The sequence below is a fragment of the Devosia sp. Z11_6 genome (genome assembly GCF_058133665.1).
This window is the reverse complement of sequence record NZ_JBYUNQ010000007.1, coordinates 1-20,717: the sequence shown is the minus strand read 5'-3', so window position 1 is coordinate 20,717 and position 20,717 is coordinate 1. Positions and strand designations below refer to the sequence as shown.

At 59.7% G+C, this 20,717-nt stretch carries 22 protein-coding genes and 2 pseudogenes; 9 read left to right on the top strand and 15 right to left on the bottom strand.

Annotation, left to right across the window (positions count from 1 at the left end; all coding sequences use genetic code 11):
• Nucleotides 1–1,920, bottom strand: a complete 1,920-nt coding sequence (locus tag AC3YMN_RS16865; protein ID WP_489890904.1) for a methyl-accepting chemotaxis protein — start codon at nt 1,918–1,920, stop codon at nt 1–3.
• Nucleotides 1,921–2,220: 300 nt separating this feature from the next.
• Between AC3YMN_RS16865 and AC3YMN_RS16860 the strand changes: the two are divergent.
• Nucleotides 2,221–2,400, top strand: a pseudogene (locus AC3YMN_RS16860) (helix-turn-helix domain-containing protein); the annotation flags it as partial.
• Nucleotides 2,345–2,509, top strand: a complete 165-nt coding sequence (locus AC3YMN_RS16855; RefSeq protein ID WP_489890903.1) for a DUF4180 domain-containing protein — start codon at nt 2,345–2,347, stop codon at nt 2,507–2,509. The pseudogene AC3YMN_RS16860 and the gene AC3YMN_RS16855, both read left to right, overlap by 56 nt.
• A 175-nt stretch (nt 2,510–2,684) precedes the next feature.
• Here AC3YMN_RS16855 and AC3YMN_RS16850 read toward each other — a convergent pair.
• The 9 genes and pseudogenes from AC3YMN_RS16850 to AC3YMN_RS16810 form a co-directional block, all read right to left on the bottom strand.
• Nucleotides 2,685–2,923: pseudogene (locus AC3YMN_RS16850) on the bottom strand (type 2 periplasmic-binding domain-containing protein); the annotation flags it as partial.
• Between the two features lie 119 nt (nt 2,924–3,042).
• The gene (locus AC3YMN_RS16845; RefSeq protein ID WP_489890902.1) at nt 3,043–3,840 is read right to left on the bottom strand and encodes a transporter substrate-binding domain-containing protein; all 798 of its coding nucleotides are present in this window, start codon (nt 3,838–3,840) and stop codon (nt 3,043–3,045) included.
• A 32-nt stretch (nt 3,841–3,872) separates the two neighbouring features.
• On the bottom strand, nt 3,873–4,598 hold the full coding sequence (locus AC3YMN_RS16840; RefSeq protein ID WP_489890901.1) for an amino acid ABC transporter ATP-binding protein: 726 nt from the start codon (nt 4,596–4,598) through the stop codon (nt 3,873–3,875).
• Nucleotides 4,599–4,644: 46 nt separating this feature from the next.
• Nucleotides 4,645–5,286, bottom strand: a complete 642-nt coding sequence (locus AC3YMN_RS16835) for an amino acid ABC transporter permease (protein ID WP_127753284.1) — start codon at nt 5,284–5,286, stop codon at nt 4,645–4,647.
• 13 nt (nt 5,287–5,299) lie between these two features.
• Nucleotides 5,300–5,983 carry an amino acid ABC transporter permease gene (locus tag AC3YMN_RS16830; RefSeq protein WP_489891005.1) on the bottom strand — a complete coding sequence of 228 codons (684 nt, stop codon included), beginning with the start codon at nt 5,981–5,983 and terminating at the stop codon, nt 5,300–5,302.
• Nucleotides 5,984–6,078: 95 nt separating this feature from the next.
• Nucleotides 6,079–6,525 carry a ribose 5-phosphate isomerase B gene (rpiB, locus tag AC3YMN_RS16825; RefSeq protein WP_489890900.1) on the bottom strand — a complete coding sequence of 149 codons (447 nt, stop codon included), beginning with the start codon at nt 6,523–6,525 and terminating at the stop codon, nt 6,079–6,081.
• A gap of 10 nt (nt 6,526–6,535) precedes the next feature.
• The gene (locus tag AC3YMN_RS16820; protein ID WP_489891004.1) at nt 6,536–7,342 is read right to left on the bottom strand and encodes a FadR/GntR family transcriptional regulator; all 807 of its coding nucleotides are present in this window, start codon (nt 7,340–7,342) and stop codon (nt 6,536–6,538) included.
• Nucleotides 7,343–7,599: 257 nt separating this feature from the next.
• On the bottom strand, nt 7,600–7,908 hold the full coding sequence (locus AC3YMN_RS16815; protein ID WP_489890899.1) for a TetR/AcrR family transcriptional regulator: 309 nt from the start codon (nt 7,906–7,908) through the stop codon (nt 7,600–7,602).
• 53 nt (nt 7,909–7,961) lie between these two features.
• Nucleotides 7,962–8,876, bottom strand: a complete 915-nt coding sequence (locus tag AC3YMN_RS16810; RefSeq protein ID WP_489890898.1) for a LysR family transcriptional regulator — start codon at nt 8,874–8,876, stop codon at nt 7,962–7,964.
• A gap of 608 nt (nt 8,877–9,484) precedes the next feature.
• Between AC3YMN_RS16810 and AC3YMN_RS16805 the strand changes: the two genes are divergently transcribed.
• The 5 genes from AC3YMN_RS16805 (at nt 9,485) to AC3YMN_RS16785 (ending at nt 13,781) form a co-directional block, all read left to right on the top strand.
• Nucleotides 9,485–9,655 (top strand): hypothetical protein, encoded by a 171-nt coding sequence (locus tag AC3YMN_RS16805; protein WP_489890897.1) that lies wholly within the window; start codon nt 9,485–9,487, stop codon nt 9,653–9,655.
• Between the two features lie 116 nt (nt 9,656–9,771).
• Nucleotides 9,772–10,755 (top strand): Bug family tripartite tricarboxylate transporter substrate binding protein, encoded by a 984-nt coding sequence (locus AC3YMN_RS16800; RefSeq protein WP_489890896.1) that lies wholly within the window; start codon nt 9,772–9,774, stop codon nt 10,753–10,755.
• Nucleotides 10,742–11,689, top strand: coding sequence for an alpha/beta hydrolase family protein (locus AC3YMN_RS16795; protein WP_489890895.1), 948 nt, complete (start codon nt 10,742–10,744; stop codon nt 11,687–11,689). The genes AC3YMN_RS16800 and AC3YMN_RS16795 overlap by 14 nt, the downstream gene beginning before the upstream one ends.
• Nucleotides 11,690–11,816: 127 nt before the next feature.
• Complete coding sequence (locus AC3YMN_RS16790; RefSeq protein WP_489890894.1) at nt 11,817–12,269, top strand: tripartite tricarboxylate transporter TctB family protein; 453 nt, start codon at nt 11,817–11,819, stop codon at nt 12,267–12,269.
• A gap of 3 nt (nt 12,270–12,272) precedes the next feature.
• Nucleotides 12,273–13,781 carry a tripartite tricarboxylate transporter permease gene (locus tag AC3YMN_RS16785; RefSeq protein ID WP_489890893.1) on the top strand — a complete coding sequence of 503 codons (1,509 nt, stop codon included), beginning with the start codon at nt 12,273–12,275 and terminating at the stop codon, nt 13,779–13,781.
• 148 nt (nt 13,782–13,929) lie between these two features.
• Here AC3YMN_RS16785 and AC3YMN_RS16780 read toward each other — a convergent pair whose 3' ends face one another.
• Nucleotides 13,930–14,511, bottom strand: coding sequence for a class I SAM-dependent methyltransferase (locus AC3YMN_RS16780; protein WP_489890892.1), 582 nt, complete (start codon nt 14,509–14,511; stop codon nt 13,930–13,932).
• A 248-nt stretch (nt 14,512–14,759) separates the two neighbouring features.
• Between AC3YMN_RS16780 and AC3YMN_RS16775 the strand changes: the two genes are divergently transcribed.
• Together AC3YMN_RS16775 and AC3YMN_RS16770 are read left to right on the top strand one after the other, a co-directional pair.
• Nucleotides 14,760–15,146, top strand: a complete 387-nt coding sequence (locus AC3YMN_RS16775) for a cupin domain-containing protein (protein ID WP_489891003.1) — start codon at nt 14,760–14,762, stop codon at nt 15,144–15,146.
• A 69-nt stretch (nt 15,147–15,215) separates the two neighbouring features.
• Nucleotides 15,216–16,346, top strand: coding sequence for a DUF4037 domain-containing protein (locus tag AC3YMN_RS16770; RefSeq protein WP_489890891.1), 1,131 nt, complete (start codon nt 15,216–15,218; stop codon nt 16,344–16,346).
• A 205-nt stretch (nt 16,347–16,551) separates the two neighbouring features.
• Here the strand turns inward: AC3YMN_RS16770 and AC3YMN_RS16765 are convergent, their stop codons facing one another.
• The 4 genes from AC3YMN_RS16765 to AC3YMN_RS16750 all read right to left on the bottom strand — a co-directional run.
• Nucleotides 16,552–17,133 (bottom strand): phosphotransferase, encoded by a 582-nt coding sequence (locus AC3YMN_RS16765; protein ID WP_489890890.1) that lies wholly within the window; start codon nt 17,131–17,133, stop codon nt 16,552–16,554.
• A gap of 348 nt (nt 17,134–17,481) precedes the next feature.
• Complete coding sequence (locus tag AC3YMN_RS16760; protein WP_489890889.1) at nt 17,482–17,859, bottom strand: hypothetical protein; 378 nt, start codon at nt 17,857–17,859, stop codon at nt 17,482–17,484.
• A gap of 988 nt (nt 17,860–18,847) precedes the next feature.
• Nucleotides 18,848–19,522 (bottom strand): PAQR family membrane homeostasis protein TrhA, encoded by a 675-nt coding sequence (gene trhA, locus AC3YMN_RS16755; protein ID WP_489890888.1) that lies wholly within the window; start codon nt 19,520–19,522, stop codon nt 18,848–18,850.
• A 310-nt stretch (nt 19,523–19,832) separates the two neighbouring features.
• Nucleotides 19,833–20,717, bottom strand: an 885-nt coding sequence (locus AC3YMN_RS16750) for a sensor histidine kinase (protein ID WP_489890887.1), incomplete at its 5' end; no start/stop codon positions are given.

Here is a 20,717-nt window from a genome sequence, read left to right as displayed (position 1 = left end):
TCAGCTCGTGGACTGGAGTTCTTCGGACAGGAGCGCAATCTCCTCGATCGCCGCCGCAAGATCCTCGGCAGCACTGGATTGTTCGCGCGCCGCTGTGGCCGCCTGCCCGGCAGCCGCGCTCGCCTCCTGCGCCACAGCCGCAATCTGCTCGGTGCCGGCAAGGATTTCGCGCACGGCGGTCAGCACCGCATCGGCGCTGGCGAGAATGGAGGCGCTGCCCGCGCTGATGGCGTTGCTATCGGTTTGCACCTGTTCGAGGTGCCCCAGGATCAGCCGGTTGCGCGCGAGTTCGGCTTCGATGGCCTGCACCGTTGCTTCCAGATCTCGCTTGGCCGAGCCAATCGTGCTCTGGATCGAGCGCACGCTTTCCTTGGCTCCCTCGATGGTTTCGGAAGCATTGTTGGCCAGTTTGCGGATATCGCTCGATACAATGGCAAACCCCCGCCCCTCCGCTCCGGCGCGGGCTGCCTCCACCGAGCCGCTGACGGCGAGCATGCTGGTTTGCACGCCAACCATGATGATCCGGTCCACCACCCGCTCGATCTGGCGCGCCACGCCATCCAGCCCGGCCAGGGCCTGCATAGCGGCGGTGGTGTTGCTCAAGCCGGTCTGCAACTGGGTGCCGATGCCGATGACAGTGACCCGGCTGCGGGCCAGGCGTTCGGCAATAGCCTGGATCCGGCTGGCCGCGTCGCGAGCGTTTTCGGCGCTGAGGCCGGCGCTGGTTTCGATCTGGGCCATCGCCGCATTGGCCTGTTGGGTGGCGGCGGCCTGTTCCTCGGCCCCTCTGCTGATCTGGTCAACGGCAATCAGGATCTCGGCGGCGGCGCTGGAAAGCTCCTGCACCGTGGCCGACAATTCCTCGGCAGCCGCGCCCATGGCGGCCGGCCCGCCCGCCGCGTCGGCGCTGTCGCCTAGGGCCTCGGCTATTTGCGAAAGGGTTTGGGCGGCCTGCTGGCTTTGATCCAAGGCCACGCTTTGCTGCTGCACCGAGCGCTGGGCTTGGGCCGTAGCGGCCGCCTGCTCTTCAGCGGCCGCGGCAACATTCTCCGCACCTTTTTGGGCTTCGCGCGCGGCCAGATCCGCTTCCACCGCAGCGGTCAGGATAACGCTGGTGCCCTCGATCAGGGCCATCAAATCGGCGCGGATCGCGGTCAAATCCGCCCCGATGGCGCGGCCGACCTCGGTTTGTGCCCGTGCAGATTGAGCGGCCGCCTCGATGCGGTCAGCCACCTGCGCCACGCCGTCGCCGACCGACTGCGCCAATTGCTTGACGTCGCGCGCGCTGCGCTCCGCGCTTTCGGCCAAAGCGCGCACCTCGTCGGCGACCACCGCGAAACCCGCGCCCTTGTCACCGGCGCGCGCCGCTTCGATGGCGGCATTGAGGGCCAGCAGATTGGTTTGATCGGAAACATCGGCGACGATGGTCGTGGTCTCCCTAATGCTGCCGGCCTGCGCTTGCAGCCGATTGATCAGATCCACTGCGGTCAACTGGCGGGAGGCATTGCTCTCGATGGCAAGCAGCGAATCCTCGATAGCCGTCGCCGATTCAACCACTGCCGCCTGCAAACCCTCTGTCTGGCGGCGCGATGTTTCCGCGTTGGTGCGGGCGGCGGAAAACTGCCGCGACAATTCAGCGACCGTGGCGAGCGACTCGTGCGCGGCTCCCGCCGCTTCCTCGGCGCCGGCGGCAATCTGTTCCAGCGTGCGGCGCAACTCTTCCGCCGCTGCCGCCGATTCAGCCACGCCGCTGGCCAGTTGCATGGTCGCCGCCGCGACCCGCTCGGCCGCCTGTTCACGCGACACGGGCATGCGCGGCTTGACTTGCGTCCTTGCGACCTTTGGCTTCACCCCAGGTAACGCCGCCGATGCCTCACCCGTCTTGCGCTTGGCGAGAGTGGTGGTCTTAACGAGTGCCATTCCGTGTTCCGTTTGGTCTCGATGATATCCGCCGGGCGCAGGTATCATTCATAAGCCTGGGGCATACAGCCTCCTGCTCCATCCTCTAAACTATATCTCTGCGCGCCACGACTTAGTTTTTTACGCTTTCATGGAAAGCCACACCACGGCGGGACGAGGCCAATGCCCCGCTGAAATCCAGGTTGAACGAGCAGTTACATCCCAACCAACATGTGCGAGCTTTACCTACGCATGGATGTTGTGGGGCTGACGAAGGACAGTTCTTGCCCGTTCCCTCTAACCTAAGCGCAGCTAGGAGAGGCTCTTGGCACGAGCGTTGTGCATATCTATCGCACCCTGCAGAAACTGCGCGCCGATGGCCTGATGGACCATCAAAAAGGGCGGCTCTTCATCCTGGATTGGTATCGTCTGCGCGGTCCAGAAGATGCAAAACTACCGAGCGGGATTATTGATGCTCGGGGACATTTCGGCTTACCTTGAGGCAAGTACCGCCCTTCAGGACTTCGTGCGGGAAACCAACCGCATAGGCTATCATCTCTTCGCCGCGGACCGATGCGACATGGAAGCGAAGCTTTTTCGAAGCACGTGAGCAGCCCTATGATGTTGGCGGGTGGGTCACGGGAAGCCGGGTAACAGCTTGCATCCCGAAATGACCTCGGCAATCGATCCATGCTCCGGACCGAAAACTCGCATCTCGCCGAATTCCGCAGCGCCATCACCCGCGTCAGGTGGACAGAAGGACACCGGTCCTGACAGGTCGGTGGTCAAAGCGGCTCCGGTTCGGCGATGGCGCTGACGATAGCGCGGCGAAGCCAAGAATGGCGCGCTTCATCCTGATGCCAGGCATGCCAGGCCAGGTTCATCACAACACTACCCAGCTTGAGAGGCGGTGGCCCGATGGCAAATCGCCCCACATCGGCTGCTGTTCAAGCCAGGCTGGCCGGCAGGGTCATGATCAGATCAGAGCGGCGGCGATTTCAAGGGCGGCAAAGAAGCTTGGGACGAGCGGTGCCAGATTTTTCGTGCCGGGATTGTAACCGAGATTGTCCGGACTGGATATGTGCCGGGTGGGCCCCCGAAGGTAAATGCGGTGGCAATGGGATGCCACCGCCACTGCGTCTTCTACTGCTGGAGTTCTTCAGGCAGCGGAGAGCCGTGGTACTTGAGGTAGATTTCGTTGAGCTTGCCATTGGCCATGTTCGCGGAAATCCACTCGTTGAGCTTGGCCACGAGCGCCTCTTCGCCCTTGCGTACGCCAATCGCCACGTCGAGGGTGCGGATCGTCACCTTTGGCTCAAAGGAGAGCTCGGTATTGCGTTGCTTGATCTGGTTGACCACGGTCGCCGAGGTCGCCACAGCGGCAGCCTGGCCGCTGATCGCTGCGGTCACAAGCGTGGCGTCGTCCTCGTAGCGAACGACCTCAATGCCCTTTTCCCCGGCCATCGCCGTCAGCTCACTGTCTTGGGTGGTGCCGCGCACGACGCTGATGGGGGTGCCACGCAGATCTTCCCAGTCGGTGATTTCGGTTGCGGCAGGCGCGCCGACAACCGAGATCACGGCCGCATATGGCCGCGAGAAGTCGATGACTTCCTTGCGCTGATCGGTCACCGACAAGGTCGAAATCACGATATCGGCCTTGTTAGTCTGCAGATTGGGGATGCGCGTGGCGCCGGTGGTGGAGATGATCTCCAGCTCGAGCCCCCAGTCAGCGGCGAGCAGCTGGGCGGTCTCCACGTCCGAGCCGATCGGGGTCATCGCGCCGTCGAGCATGCCCGATGGCACCATGGCCAGATCGGTCGAAATGCGGATCTTGCCCGCCGCCATGATGTCCTCGAGCAAGTCGGCATGCGCGGGCATGGCGCCGCCCAAAAACGCGCCGACCATCATGGCCGAGACAGTAACAGTCTTCAAATTCAACATAGTTTTCCTCCTGGTAGTTGTTGACGCCGCACTCAAAGCTCGTTGGAGACGAAGTCCTGGAGCGCAGCGGTTTCGGGATTGGATAGGATCGACGCGTCGCCTTGCTCGTGAACAAGGCCCTGGTGCATGAACACCACCTTGTCCGCGATCTTGCGGGCGAAGTTCATCTCGTGGGTGACCATGATCATGGTCATGCCACTGTCGGCGAGGCTTTCGATCACGCGCAGCACCTCACCGGTCAATTTTGGGTCGAGCGCGGAGGTGACTTCGTCGAACAACATGACCTGCGGTTGCATGGCCAGGGAGCGGGCGATGGCGGCACGCTGCTGCTGCCCCCCCGAGAGCTGTTCGGGAAAGTCATTGGCCTTATGCTCAAGGCCGACCTTGGTGAGCACGTCGCGGGCGATCTCGCGGGCATCGGCCTTTTTGAGCTTCTTGACCGTGGTGGGCCCAAGCATGATGTTCTGCTCGATGGTCAAATGCGGGAAGAGGTTGTAGCTCTGAAAGACGATCCCAACGTCGAGGCGCAGGTGGCGCAGGCTGAGTTTGGGGTTTTCCAAACGGTGCCCGCACACCTCGATGCGGCCCGAGTCGATGGTCTCGAGCCGGTCAATGCAGCGCAAGGCCGTGCTCTTGCCCGAGCCGCTGGCGCCAATCAGCGCAAGGACCTGCCCCTTCTCGACCGCAAAAGAAACGCCACGCAGGACGTCCACCGAGCCGAAACTTTTCTTCACATCGTCCAAAATGACGATCGGCATGTTTGCCTCCATGGCTTTTGCGACCTCTCGACCGACGCCAGATTGTTTAGGCCAGGCGCTTTTCCAATCGGCGGCTCAGCGCCGAAATCGGAAAGCACAGGCAGAAATAGAGTGCTGCCACACTCAGATAGACGGGCAGCGGCTGGAAAATGGAGTTGTTGATCAGCTGGCCGGCGCGGGTGAGCTCAACAAAGCCAACCACATAGGCCAGGGAGGTGTTCTTGACGATCTGCACGGAAAAGCCGACCGTCGGTGGAATGGCGATGCGCACGGCTTGTGGCAGGATAACCTTGAACATGCGTTCGGTCCGGTTGAGTGCCAGGCACTCCGCGGCTTCCCACTGCGCCTTGGGAACGGACTGGATCGAGCCGCGCCAGATTTCGCCAAGATAGGCGCTGACATAGATGGTCATCGACAAGCCGGCTGCCACCATGGGCGCCACCGAAATGCCGAGCTGGGGCAGGCCGAAATAGGTGACGAACATGATCACCAGCAGCGGCGTGCCCTGAACCAGCTGCACATAGCCGGTGGCCAGGTATCTGACCGTCTTGAGCGGCGAGATGCGGGCCAGCGCTACGGCAAACCCGATCAGCCCCCCGCCGACAAATGCCATCAGCGACAGGACCAGGGTCCAGAACGCGCCATCGAGCAGAAACTTGAAGTGGCCAGGATTGAAAGAGGACGTCATGCGGATCTTCCTCCTAAAGATGGGTGCCAAGCCGGCGCTGGCGCGGGAACAGGGCTTTGCCGACGAAGAGGAAGGCGACGCGCATTACGAGCGAGAGCGCGACATAGATCACTGCGATGGTCACATAGGCTTCAAAGGGCCGATAGGTCTCGGACTGGATGAAATTGGCGGCCGCAGTCAGCTCCTCGGCCGAAATCTGGGAGGTCACCGATGAAGCCAGCATCAGCAGAATGAACTGGCTCGAGAGCGAGGGATAAACCCGCTCCATCGCCGGGCGCAGCGCGACATGCCAATATTGCTGTGCCTTGTTGAGCCCCAGCGTTTCGGCAGCTTCCCACTGGCCCTTGTGGATGGATTCAAAGCCGGCGCGCATGATCTCGGCGGTGTAGGCGCCGACATTGATCGTCAGGGCCACGATGGCGACGGTGACTGCGGAGAATTTGAAGCCGAGAGTCGACAGCCCGAAATAAACGAGGAAAATCTGCACCACGAAGGGCGTGTTGCGGATGGCCTCAACATAGATGGCTGCGATGGTGGCCGCTGGTTTGTAGCTCGACCGGCGCGCAATGGCGCACAGCGTTCCAATGAGAAAACCGGTGATCGTGGTCGCCACAGCCAATTGCACTGTCAGCCAGGCACCGTCGAGCAGCATCTGCCAGCTTGCAAAGATCGGGAGAAAGTTGATCGACATTAGAATTCCTGGGCTGATCTAGGCGGCGCCAGCCCGGGTCTGGCGCGCCTTGGCAAACCAGCCTCTGTGCCGTGCACCGCCTGGTGCGCGTGGTTAAGCGCTCACTCGGTCTGTTCGAGTGCCGCAAGCTTGTCGACGCGACGCACGAAATCGGGGTCGGTGACAAATTCTGCCGCAAGGAAGGCGTTGATCAGATCGATCGCCAACCAGGGGCCGACGATCTGGGCGCCCAGGCACATGACGTTGACATCGTCGTGCTCGACCGACTGGTGGGCCGAATGGGCATCATGGCAGACCGCGGCTCGGATTCCCTTGATCTTGTTGGCTGCGATCACGGCGCCAACACCGGTGCCGCACACCAGAAGGCCACGGCTACCCGGCGTGGAGCGCACCTTCTGGCAAACCGCCCAGGCAATATCGGGAAAATCGACGGGGTCAGGATCAAAGCTGCCGACGTCTTCGATCTCGAAACCCGACTTGTTGAGCTCGGGGAGAAGCTCTTGCTTGAGACGGAAGCCAGCGTGGTCACTACCAATAATAATATGCACTCGGTGCCCCTTAGACAGGTCGGTTAAAAGACGGCAGCGCGGAGATCTGCGCATCTGCGGCGCGGCGACGGAACTCGCCGCCGATTTGAAAATGGCGACGGAGCAAATCGTCGGCCTTGGCAGGTTCGCGCTGAACGATTGCCTCGTAGATCAGCCGGTGATGATCAACGAGGAAGCTCTCGAACCCATCCACCGAAGTAATCTGCTTGCGGCGATCCAGATGCGAGCGCCGCATCAGCGTCGCGATGGATGTATAAAGACTGGTCAGGGTGGGCGAGCGCGCGGCCCGGACAATGGCCTCGTGGAAATCGAAGTCCGCCTGTCCACCGGCCTCGGGATCGTTGATGGTTTCCACGATCTGCGTCAGGCACTGCGCAATGCGATCGAGATCGTTCTGAGTCGCGCGATCACAGGCCAGGCGAATGGCGTGATGCTCTATGGCGACGCGCGCCTCCATGATGTCATCGATGACATCGGCCTGCTGGGCCAGGGCGAAGGTGAAGAAATCGCCCAGCGTGGACACGTCGGGCTTTCTGACCACCGTGCCCACGCCGTGCCGGATCTCCACGGCCCCAATCATAGCGAGCGCGCGCAATGCCTCGCGCAGCACCGGACGACTGACACCAAGCCGCACTGCCAGCTCCCGCTCGGGCAAAAGAATGTCGCCGGTCTTGAGCTCTCCGGAGAGCAGTTGCTCCCGCAAAAAGCCGACAACGCGATCATAGCCGCTGGTCTGCTCAGGCGCTTCTCTTGTAATCGACATCGCCGCGTATTTTGTCCATACCGTGGTATGACCACAGTTACAGAGTGCGGTCATGTTCGTCAACGGCCAGTACTTGCAGCTTTCCACGAAGGCAGGAACTAACCCAATGTCGGGTTCTTACTGATGGGGGTCGATTGGCAGCTATCGCGCACTGTGGTGTTTCAAGCAGAAGCATTCCTATAAGAACCCGCGTAAATGGACCTAAACCTGGTCTGTCAACCGCCCAAGATTGACTCGCGTCCGTTCCCCCTAAGTCCCTAGTTGCGGCGGCCGAGAAAAGGAGGCGGTCCGCGTCACGGGCATTCCCATCCTCAAGCGCCGAGAGGACCTGGCATGATCAGGTAGCGCTGCAGTGTTTCGCCGATCACTTGGATGGTCGCGCCTGGAGCGAGGTGATCGTCGCCCAGGTTGAGGACGTAGCGGCAGTAAGCAAGACCCAGGATCTGCGTGGCGACGAGCGTATCACGCTCCGCGCTCCCGCTTCTCCGGAGACCCGACCCTCCAATGCTTGTGGCAGCTCCGCCCGCGCCGCTATGCCGACCACGAAAGAAGCGTGACCCGCTCAGAACGAAACGCAGCGGAAGCGAAGATTTGAGCTTGACCTTGATGCCCGATTGCATAAGCCGACATCTACTCGCTGATCAGTATGCTGCGATTATGGTCGACTAGGGCGTCACCCTGACCAGGGAAGAGTGGCGAGCTTCGAGGACTCGATAAGGTGGTTCCAGAAAGCTGACGCACCAGATGCTAGGGGCCTGGTCGCCAGTCGGATCATGACAACCGGCAACGCGGTCTCCGGTACACTCACGGGCACGTGGGCGAAACCGAAATGTTCGATTTCATCGATGTTTCCGGCATGGAGAACCGTCACCCCCATGCCCTCGGCCGCCATCCTGGCTGCCGTTTCGGCGGTGTGCGTCTCGATGTAATTCTTGGGGAAGCACTTCGCACTGTGAAAGGCGGAGGTGACGATGTCATAGGTGAAGGAATTGCGGGCGACAAAGATGAACCGCTCATGGGCCAACTGTTGCCAAGTCGCTCCTTCTGAAAGCCGGTGACCTGGCGACATTACCGCTCTCATGGGGGACTGAAGCAGCGGCTCCGCTAACAGATCGGTCGTATCAGCAGGTGGGGCAGATAACGCAAAATCGACCTCCCGCGCCCGGACCATTCGGATAACCTCCTCCCCGATGGCATCGCGAATGAACAATTGTGGCTTCTCGCTAGAACTTCCGAACTCGCGGAAGGCCGGCAGAACGATCTGTCGCGCGAGAGAAGGAAGCGCAGCGATCCGGAGAGGTTGCCCCGGCCTGCCCGTTTGCATCTGGAGAGAGTCCAGTGTGTATTCCAGCGAAGCGAAGACGCTCTCGCAGGTTGATAGCAATTGTCGACCAGCTTCAGTGATCTTCGAACCGCGTGCGTCCCTAACCACAAGCTGGCAGCCGATTGCGTCCTCAAGCTGCTTAAGGCTCTGGCTGAGTGACGGCTGCGAGATGCTCAGTTCAGCCGCTGCACGACGCACGCTGCCTAAGCGGGCGATAGCGCTGAAAGCTCTGAGCTGTCGTAATGAAACTTGGGGTAAGGACATAGGCTCAGCCTATCACACCGCGGCAAAGATCGTGTTTCCTGATTAGTGCAATCCACGTTAGCTGCTTCTCACGGTGACGGAGAGCGTAGATTACCCGCTACGATGAGGGCTAACCCCTGCGCGCGGTGGTGCAACTGCCGAAACGGCGAAGGGCCAATTAGGATGGCTCCTGCGGGAGGATTATGTTGCGGACACCGAATTTCGTTGCCTCGACGATGGCGGCGCTCTTACTCGGCACCGGCGGCGCGCTGTCCTAGTAGACGTGGAGACCTTCCCGCCGATCTCTCCAGAACACTGAAGTTTACGGACCAGGCGGACGTATTGGCGGATGGCCGGTGGGCATTCTGGGCGACTATGAGTAGTTCCCCAAGCGCTATTGCCATCCTGAGTTGAGCGGGAAGGTGCAGCTGCTTTAGAAGCCATAGTTTCCGGTCACTGATCATTCCTCCCACTAGGGTCGTTGGTAACCTGCACTACAATGGTCATGGCTATCTCCGCGGCCAGGGCCAGGAAACATCCGAAGGGCTTATCCTGATCGATCTACCCGAGGGCCGCATGAAGGTGGCAAATGTGTCGAGGTAGGTCTCGAAAGACTTGGCCTGGATCCTGTGGACGCGAAATACCTCGTCATCATGCATGGCATGGCGACCATTGCGGTGCGGGATTATTATTTCCAGCACAAATATCCCGGTCTCGCCGACATCCCTGGCGAGAAAAACTCGGACTTGTTGGCCGACGTTGATCTGTGCAGTTGGCGTACGATGTGCCTGCTGCACTAGGTGCCGACGCATAGGGTGATAGGCTAGTCCTATCACAAGCGCGGCAATTATCTATTTCCCGATCAGGTCTCTAACAGTGTTAGGTGACCATTAAAATCTCTCAAGGAGGAATACAGATGTTCACAAGTCGTATCGCTCGAGCACTTGCGAGCAGCGTGTTTGCTGTCGGTCTCGGTTCCGTGCCGGCCACGTCCATGGCGCAGGATCAATATTCGTCGCAGCCCGTCACGCTTATCGTGCCTTATGCTGCTGGCGGCACCCCGGACATTCTCGCACGTCTCCTTGCTGACCATGTCGGTGAGAGCCTTGGCACACCACTGCTGGTGGAAAACCGCGGGGGTGCCGGCGGAAGCATCGGGGCGCAAGAAGTCGCAAACGCACCGGCCGACGGAGCCAAAATCCTGTTCTGCGCCTTTTCCTGCGCAGCGGCCGGTAGCCTCTATGCCGATAATCCGCCTTACCTGATCCAGGAAGATTTTGCTCCGGTCATCGAAATCGGTACGGTGCCGAGCGTCCTGACCGTGCCGCCCCAACTTGGGGTTGCAACGCTTGAGGAATTTCTCGCCCTTGCTCGCGAGCAAGACCTGAATTATGCGTCGTCCGGCGTTGGCTCGTCACCACATCTTGCCGGCGAATTACTGAACCAGCTTGCTGACACGAAACTGATGCACATTGCCTATCAGGGTGCTGGCCAAGTGTTGACCGACCTTCTTTCAAATCAGGTCCAAGTCTATTTCGACAACTTGCCTGCCGCTCTGCCGAATATCCAAGAAGGCAAGGTGGTCCCGCTACTGGTTGCACAGGAGGAGCGTGCCAAGGCCGCTCCCGATATCCCTACGTCGGCAGAGGCAGGGCTGCCAGAACTGCTGGTGGCGCCCTGGTTCGGCATCTTCGCCCCATCAGGCACCGATGAAGCCTCTCTAGACAAATTGAATTCGGCGTTCCAAACCGCTCTCGACAATCCGGACGTCTCCAAGCGATTTGACGAGCTCGGCGTTAACATCGTCGGCGGCAGCCGCGAAGATCTCCAGGTCTTCCTGGCAGCTCAGGTCGACCAGTGGGGCACCCTGATCCGCGAGCGCAACATTGTCCCGGATTGAATACCAACTCGCTGACTTCGGTTCTTACACAGCCGGCGGGAGGCTCGTCAAAATTTCCGGCGAGCCAACCCGCGATTTGAACTATACTGCGACGACCACCTATCGTCACGATCCCAATGGATCCATCGCCATCGAACACGCCTATGTGCAGTTCTTCGTGCCGGCTCAGCGTTCCGATCTTGGTCCGGTAATTTTGGTCCACGGTGGGGGAATGTCCGGCAGCACTTGGGAAACCACACCGGATGGGCGAGCCGGCTGGGTACAGGGGCTTGTCGCAGCAGGAATTGAGACCCATGTCGTGGATAATGTGGAACGAGGCCGGGCGGGATGGTGCCCTTTGCCCGGCGTGTGGGATGGCGAGCCCATCCTGCGGACAATGGAAGAGGCCTGGACCCGTTTTCGCTTCGGCGATGTTGATCAGCACGGCGAACGCAGACCCTTTCCCGGTCAGCAGTTTCCAACGGATCACTTCGAGGCTTTCGCCAGGACATTTGTGCCTCGGTGGACCACCACGGGTGAACTCGCGGTTGCCGCACTTACATCGGTTATGCAGAGAGTCGGCCCGTCCATTCTGTTCTGCCATAGTCAGGGAGCTGAACCGACTTTCCTGGCTGCGGCGAGCCGACCTGACCTAGTAAAGGCAATTGTCGCATTGGAACCCACGGGGTTCTCAAGTCCCGCGGATGTAAGCAGTATACCGCTCGTCTTCGTGACGGGTGACAATATTTCGAAGTCGCCGCATTGGCAGAACGTGTTGACGCGGCAGCTGGCTTTCGCCCAGGCTTTCGCCGAAGTCGGTGGGCTCTCGATCCATTTGGATCTGCCCCAAGCGGGTATATTCGGGAATACTCATATGCCCATGTCTGACAGCAATAGCGACGATGTTTTGGCGTTAGTGATCGATCGACTTCGTTCAATGCAAGTCGATATTTGAAAGCCGAGACCATCTGCCGTCTATGGCGAAGGCGAGTTCGATAAACTCGCCCGCCTTCACAGTCACAAGTTCAGAAACGGTGATCCACCGACTCGGTGGATCATAGGGCTGCAGTGGGAGGAAGCCGATGCACCGCGCACTTTTCCAATCGTCGGATGGACATTCCGCGATCTTCTTTGTGGCCTTTGGTGGGCTCACCATGGCTGTGGGCAGCCAGTATCAATTCGGGTCCGCTGCCCAAATGGGTCCAGGCTTCTTCCCTGTTATCGCAGGCGGCCTGCTGATCTTGGTCGGCTTGGTCGTGGGTATGCAGGCGATCCGCAAGCAAGCGGGCCGGGACATGCCTCGGGTCGATTGGCGTGCTCTGTTTGCAATAACTACAGCGGTCCTGCTTTCGGCATACCTGTTGATCTCTGTGGGCCTTCTGGGAGCGATTCCGGCCTTGGTGATCGTCGGTTCATTGGCCGGGAGGAATCTCAGACCCTTGCCGATTCTCCTGACAGCGCTGGCCCTGACATTCATGGCGTGGGCCGTCTTCATTCTGGGCCTCGGCCTCCACATCCCAGTCTGGCGGTTCTGAGCCATGGACATTTTTGCCAATCTTGCGCTCGGGTTCAGCCAATCTTTGGCGCCAATCAACCTGCTTTACTGTTTTATCGGTGTCCTGCTCGGCACCGCCATTGGCGTGCTGCCTGGTCTCGGACCGTTAGCGACGATTTCAATGCTGCTACCGCTCACCTATACGCTGGGGCCAATTCCTGCCCTCATAATGCTGGCTGGAATCTACTATGGGGCGCAGTACGGTGGCTCCACCACCGCAATTCTCGTCAATCTGCCAGGTGAATCATCATCGGTCGTGACTGCGATCGACGGGCACAAAATGGCCCAAGCCGGCAGGGCAGGCGCAGCACTTGCCATTGCAGCATTGGCGTCCGTCTTTGCCGGGACCATCTCCACGGCAGTTGTTGCTGCCTTCTCGCCTGTTCTCTCAAACGTTGCCCTGTCATTCAGCGCCGCAGAGTATTTCTCGCTGATGGTGCTCGGTTTGGTCGCGGCCGTAATCCTGGCGCACGGGTCACTGATCAAGGCCATCGGCATGGTAATAGTCGGCCTGATCCTTGCCACGGTCGGAACGGACGTAAACAGCGGAGTTCATCGCTTCACGTTTGGGGCGATCGAGCTAAGTTCGGGTCTTGAATTCATCGCCATCGCCATGGGCATTTTCGCCTTCGCAGATATCGTCAACAATGTCGCCGACAAGACAACAGGCGAAACTCTGGTCCACAAGATCACCAAGCTCTGGCCAAGCAAGCAAGAATTCAAGGAAGCTGCGCCTGCTGCAGTCCGCGGAACGGTCCTCGGTTCGATAATGGGCATTCTTCCCGGCGGTGGGGCCACCCTTGCCTCCTTCACCTCCTATACGCTTGAGAAAAAAGTATCGAGGAAGCCGGAGCGCTTCGGCAATGGTGCGGTGGAAGGCGTGGCCGGTCCTGAGGCGGCGAACAACGCCGCGGCCCAGACCTCCTTTATTCCCATGCTTACGCTCGGTATCCCATCTAACGGCGTCATGGCGCTGATGATGGGGGCCATGATGATCCACAACATTACTCCTGGCCCCCAGGTGATGACCGGAAATCCAGACCTCTTCTGGGCTTTGGTCACCTCAATGTGGGTCGGCAATGTCATGCTGGTACTGCTGAACCTTCCGCTAGTTGGACTGTGGGTAAAGCTCATTTCCGTGCCATACCGGTATCTCTACCCGGCCATCATGATGTTCTGCGTCATTGGGCTATACAGCATTCAGAACCAAACCTTCGAGATCATGACCGCAGCCTTATTCGGCTTCGCCGGATACTTTCTGCTACGCATGAAATGCGAGCCAGCGCCGCTCCTGTTGGGCTTCATTCTGGGCGAAATGCTCGAAGAAAATCTCCGGCGCGCTTTGCTGCTGTCACGTGGAGATCCGTCTACATTTGTCACGAGACCAATTTCGCTCGCGATGCTTGTTTTGGCCGCAGCCCTCCTTGTGACGGTTCTGCTTCCGGCATTTCGGAAGAAAAGGGAGCAGGTGTTCGCCGAAGAAGAGGCATAGAATGCCGAGAAAAGGTCTGCCTTTCGTTCTCGCCTGCCGAAAGCTGCCCTTCCGCAATCCACCCCAAGGATGCCGATTTGGAGCCGACCCCACTTGGGTCGATCAACGACCCGCGTGGCTGCGTTTAAAGCGGACTTTGTTTTAGTCTTCAGCGGACTGCGGTTATCGCCGCCCACTTTGTGGGCTTTTCATCAAATCCAGTACCGAGCCACTGTTCCAATTCCACCTTCGCCCAAGGTCCTGCAGCTTCCCAAAGCGCGGTCAGTTCGGTCGAATCAAGATAATTGTAGTACCTTCCTAAGCGATCGACGCCTTCGTTTGATCCGACCTTAAAGCTCGCCCACACCACCCCGTTCGGCCGCAAGGCGGCATGTATCTTGCGTAGCACTGACTGAATGTCCGATCTGGGGACGTGCAGCAGTGAGGCAGCGGCATAGATACCGTCATATGCTTGCTCAGCAGCCAACTCCTCAAAACGCATAGTTCGAACAGTCTGGCCAAGATAGCTTGATGCAATGGCCGCAAGTTCGGTTGAGCCGTCCGTAGCATCCACAACGAAACCCGTCTGGATCATGACCTTCGCGTCTTTACCACTCCCTGTGCCCAGTTCCAGAATGGAGCCTCCCGGAAGTACCTTGGATAGAAAGGGCCCTAATCGCGAATTCACACTGCCATCGGCCGCGTAAGTTACCGCATTTGAATCGTAGAAGCTCACGGGGTCAGTAGGCAATCGACGCTCCAGTATCCAAACCGACGTTAGAGTCGAACTAGGCACAGGTTCAACCGTCTTGGCCAGACGCATTATCTCAGACGTGGAGCGGAAGTGCCCGTCTGCGCTGTAAAATGACTACAACCATACTGGCCGGATAGCACACCACATTGCGGTCGATCAGGTCACGAGGGCGGGGCCGCCCATGCGCCTGTATGGTCCTGGCAACCTTGTTGATGGTAGGACGTAAGCAGGAGGAACCCAGCGACATGAAATGCGTGCGCATCTATGCCGACCAGGACGGGGAGTCCCACTTCGACGAGGTGGAGTTGCCGACGCGGAAGAGTTCGGTCCATCTCGACGCTGTGCCGTTCGACGTGACTGCCGGCTATCCGGCGTCCCGGGTGCGCATCACCCACATCCCGGCCGGCATGCGCGAGGTGGCCTGGCACACGGTTCCGGAGCCTGTACTGACGGTTCGGCTGGATGGTTCGGTGGAATACGAAACAAGCGATGGGGAGAGACGCCACTTCTCCGCAGGGAGCTTCGTGTTGGTGGCAGATACCCGCGGAAAAGGTCACCTGTCCCGCCATTCTCCCGAAGCGCAGACGGTTATCTGGATCTCACTGCCGAACGGGCTCGAGATGTCCTCGTAGTCGTTTGCAGGCCACCAAAGGAGTGCAAGAGCGTCGGGACCAATCAAGAGGGTCACACCAGGAGATCGGATGAAGCGCTGGATCGGGTTGGGACTGTCACGACGGTTCTTCGAGCAACTCATTGAACCGGTATTGCAGGAGCACTTCCCCCGCTTGGCCTATGCCGCCGCGCGGATTGGCTTGGGATCAGAAGTCCTCGGCTATGACACCGAGATGTCTGCCGATCATGACTACGGCCCCTGCGTTCAGCTCTTTCTTCCCTCTGGGGCATTCCCCGGCGCAGCACGGGAGATTATGTCCGTTCTGGACAGGTCCTTGCCTGACCGGTTTGAGGGCTACTCTGTCCGCTATCCTACTGCGGTTCGGCCACCCGGGGCAGCGATGGACATGATGCTCGGTTCGGATCATGGCGGCGAGCTCTATACCGTACCCTCCTGGTGCGACCGGTTTTTCGGACGACAGTTTCCGGCCGAGCCTACCAGCCTCGAATGGCTATCCTATCCTGAGCACCTGTTCTTGTCCCTTACCGCCGGAGCGGTCTTTCGCGACGACAACGGTAAACTGTCTGCGCTGCGAAACCGCCTCAAGTATTTCCCGCGTGATGTCTGGCTCTTCAAACTTGCTGCTCAGTGGGGCCGGATCGCGGAAGAGCGTGCCCTGATCGGCCGAGCGGGCAGCGTTGGGGACGAGCTGGGCTCGAGAGTGATCGCCGGGCGGATGGTGGGAAACCTAATGAAGCTGGCCATGATTTTGGAGCGGCGCTACGCGCCTTATTCCAAATGGTTCGGCAGCGCCTTTGCGGAGCTGCCCTGTTCGCGGCAGCTTGAGCCCGTTCTGATGGCCATCTTCGAAGCAACGGACTGGCAAGCGCGCGAAACCCACATCATGGAAGCGTGCGGTCTCCTCGCCGACTTGCAGGTCGCGAAAGGCGTGCCAGGCGCCATATCGCCGGAGCAGGCGTCACTTCATACTCGGCCTTTCCGCTTCATTGATACGCCTAGGATTGGCGACGCCTTACGGGCCCAGATAGCAGACCCGGAGCTGCAAAGGCTCCCCGACTTCGGCGGGGCGGACCAGTTCCTGACCGGGTCCGCACTCGCAGTACCCTCTTGGGCCCGGTCCGTGTCAGAGCGCTTGTTTGAGGTCGGCGCAGGGGGCAACACCGAAGACGATGTCGGATCTTGTGACCAAGATCAGTAGTGCTAAGGGACGAATATGCGGGACTAGAAGAAAGACCAAGGCAAATGGTCAGACGATCAGGTGCTTGCAGCTTTCGACCTTGCCGGCGTGCTCCTTCCAGACGAAGGGGGCGAGGCACGCGTATTTGCCGACGTTAGGCGTATCCTCAGACTGGTGGGGCCAAAAGGCGATGTGCTTGGATATCGCTCCGTGTCCGGCGTCCTCCCTAGGCCACCACCGCCGTTTGCTTGAGGTCGTCCATTATGTCGCCGGGCGCATCGGGCGTAGGGATGGCGCCGATCTGGCGTAGCCAGGACCACATCGTGAGGCGGTGCAGCAGGGTGTAAAAGGCAAAGTGCGCGCGCAGGATCGGGGTGAGCCACAGGGCCGTAGCCCTCCAAGATGTTGCGTGCGCTGCCAGGGCGTCATGCTCCGAACAGAACAGGCATTTGGCCAGATCTGACACGGCATCTGCGGCGTGGGCATTGCCGCAAGCAAGTAAGCCGCTGAGTTGGAGCAGACCGTCGGTCTGGGTGGCCAAAACGTTGTTGGGATGCGGATCATCGTGCGCCAGTACCGCGCCGCGGCTGTGCGGGACAACGGCATCGAAAGGGCCCTCGGCAATGTCGCGCAAGCGCGATGCAAGTCCCGGATCCGGGCCATGCTCCAAAAACTGCTTCAAAGCCCACGCGAGACGTTTGCGAACGAACTTCGTGTTGGTGCTGACCGGGCCAACAATTCCCTCAGCAGCGAAACGACCGTAGGCCTGTATCCTGATGGTGTGCAAGGAGCTCAGCACACCTCCCATTGCCGATAAAGGCTGGCATTGTCGCGATGCTGTCGCAAGCTGGCAGCTGTCAGGCCGGGCAGGTGGCTGGTGACGACATACCGAAACGGCAAACGGGTCTGGGACTGGTTGCAACACCTGCTTAGGTCGGTCCGTGAAAGACAGTTACTGCCAGCTTGCGACAAGTTCGACCGCATGCTGCTCATACCCGTCCGTGCCTGGCATTTCGGCGATCATCTGGCAGCCCTAGAAGGTTGCGCCCAAAAAGATGCAGTAGGCCTAGCCTGCGTGCGACAGCTTTGAGGGATATCCTATCGACAAGCAACGCAGATTAGAGTCGGCCTAACTCGACCGTCCGCTTCCAGGAACTCACCGCCTCTCGTCGAGTTCATCGGCACGAACCAGGGGGCGCAAACTTTCGGGAAGCTTCCGGAAGAACATGTGTTTACGTTGAAACATTTCCCAAACTTGCCGTGTCGACGCCGAGAGGTCGGCTGCGCGGGACGCATTGGTCCAGTCTTGGCTTAAGACCAGCTCGTCTACGATCTCTTCAACCTTTTCGGGCGCGCAGCATAGCCATCCGAGGAGCTTCCCGCTCGACGGCAGCATCAAGCAGTACAGCTCGAAATCGTCTTCGCCTGCGATCGCATCGACGATTGCAATGCCACCTTTTTTCTTGCCCCATACCTTTGCCTTACGATCTGCGACTTGGTCCATCGAGAAGCTGCAACTCTCCCAGTTCGTCATATCCTGCCCTTTCGTTCATCGGCGTTTCAAAGATCGGGAATCGGAATCCTCGACTTCTTAAAACGGTCGCCCGGAAGAACGAAGGGGACAAGCCTAATTCCAAGCGGTTGCGATATTCACGTCAATGGCGGGATTGTCCTGCCGCTTTACGCGCTGCATCGGCACGCTACGATGCGGAAGACCGTCTTAACCCCCGATGGCTTCTGCTGCAGCAGACCCCGGCTTCAACACCGTCCACTTCACGGTGTTCCGACAACCGTCCGACGAAGCCCTGCCCATATGTGGGTGGATGTCCCCATGCAGCTTCGTTGGGGCCCATACTGCTTGACGCTCATGATCGAGCCGATGGGCACGCAGCGTCCAGTTTTGCGGATTAGAGCGCCAGAAGCGGACTGTCAGATTACCTCCCCCAAGTGGCCGGTCAGCAACCGACCCCATTTCTGCCGTTCACGCTCTTCGTTCAGCGGCCTGAAAGCCGACGTCACTGCCTTGCCGCGAAGTAGCGCGTTGCTGCAGCTAAGCCGCGGTCGAGCCACCAGTCATTTTGCTGATCGTCCGAGATGACCGCGGTACGGCATGGTCTGTACCCACGGACGATACCTCTTCAGCTCCGACATGGGGGCCTATAGCCTCTTTTATCACCACGTAGACCGATGAAGGGGGGTGGGCGCCGTACGACGCCCAGCGTCCCAGAAATAAGCAGTGGGAGTAGCGCTTCATTGTGGTCAACCTTTGTGGTTCCGCCGGTCGTATATCTGGGTGAATGGAATTAAGCCGTTCGCGATCAGCTTCAGCAGATGGCTTCGCTCCGGCTGCTTGCATAAAGGCGCAGAACCGCTGCCCTTTGCTTTGTTCAACCCTAGCAGCTACGGTCTTCCCGCCCTGTTATCGACATCTGGACCCGGAGCGGACCTGCAGCTCCTAGAAAATTGGCAAAGCCCAGCGTACCTTCCTCAACGCTGCGCCAGGCGGATTGGGGAAGCGGCTATCAGGAGCGGACCACAAACAGTCCCACCAGCACGGCTGCCCAGTGCGTCGCGGCCGCGGCCACGACGTGGCCGTGCCAGATGGCTTTGGCGAACTGCAGGCGCTTGTTGGCGTAAAAGAGAACACCGGCTGAATAGAAAGCGCCGCCAAGTGCCAGGAGCCACAGCACCACCGCGGAGGTTATCTCCGCAAGGGGGACCGCTGCGATGGCGCCGATCCAGGCCAGGCCCAGGTAGATGGGCACCCAGACCTTCTGGCTGATCGGCGGCAGGAAGATCTTGCCGGCAATGCCCACGCCGGCCAGCACCCACAGGGTCGTGGTCAGCGACCAGGCCCAGGCTCCGGACAGCAAATACGCGGTGAACGGCGTATAAGTGGCTGCGATCATCAGGAAGATGCCGACATGGTCGAGCCGGCGCAGCACGGGCTTCCATTCAGCCGGCGCGAAGTTGTACGCGGTGGAGAACCCGAACATGCATACCACGCCAAGCGAATAGATCGCGATGACCGCAAGCCTGCCAGGGGCTGGATCCTGGACGCCCATCCAAAGCAGGATGGCGCCGCCAAGGAGGGCAAGGCCGAGACCCAGCAAATGTACAAACAGATCCGCGGAGCGTGCCTGAACGCTGGGATAATGCGGGCGGGCTTCCAGAAGGCCCCGGTTTGTGTTTTCCATTTGCCGTATATAGGAGGCGGGGCACGCGGGTGCTACAGAATGCGTAACAAAACCATCGCACCTTTTAACCAACTAACCGAGGCAGAAAAATACACGTGCTGGTGCCCGTACCTTCGCCAGCCATGCCGCGCTGACGAGGGGATAAACGGCAACGGCTACAGGGGGAAAACGTCACGTCGTGCGTTTTACTGTCCGGGCGGTATCGGCTTCATCGAAGGATGCTGGGTAACTATTATCGAGATAGATATTGCAGGTCTCAATGCTCTTGAAGCAACACTGGACGTCTCGAGGGATGAAGTCACGGTACCGCTCAGGCTGCCAGGCGGGCGGGATCGATTTTCAGGGTGACGATGAGACCATCTTCCTCCCACGCATAGTGGATGGACCCGCGTAGCGCATTGGTGATGCTGCGCTCGACGAGTTTGGTGCCGTACCCTTTTGGGACGCTGGTCGGTACCACCTCAGGACCTCCGCGCTCCGTCCAGACCACCGTTACCGCTTCGTCTCGGGCCGAGCAGGAAACATCGATCATACCGGTCGATGATGAGAGCGCGCCGTACTTGAGGGAGTTCGTTGCCAGTTCGTGCACGATCAATGCGAGTGTGGTCGTTGCGCTTTCGCCCACGATCATGCGAGGCACCGAGACTCGGATGCGCCCACTGAAGGCCCCTAGGTCGTCGTAGGGCGCGAGCAGCACGGAAAGCAGATCGCCGAGCAAAGCTGCCGCGGCGTCGGTCTGACCGGGCAATGGACGAACAAGATCATGGGCTCGTCCCAGGGCTGTCAGTCGCTGCGTCAGTTCACGCGCCATGTCGGTGACGGTGGACGTGGATCGGGAGGTGATCGCAGTCAGACCGGTGGCAATGGCCAGCAGGTTCTTGACGCGATGACTCATTTCGCCGGCAAGGAGTTCTCGCCCTTCTTCGGCCTGTTTGCGGCCTGTCACATCCAGAAAAACACCGAACATGAGGCGCTCGACGATGCCCTCATCGTCTCCCTTGCCACGGGCCGAGATCCAGCGAAGCTCCTCACCAACCATGATGCGGAAATCGATCTCATAGGGGCCGAGTATTGCCCGTGTAGCGGTGAAGGCAGCTCGGACCCGATCCCGGTCAGCGGGGTGGATATGGGCGGATAGATCCTCGAACGTGACCTGGGCGCCCCGCCCCAACCCCCATAGGTCGTAGGCCTGATC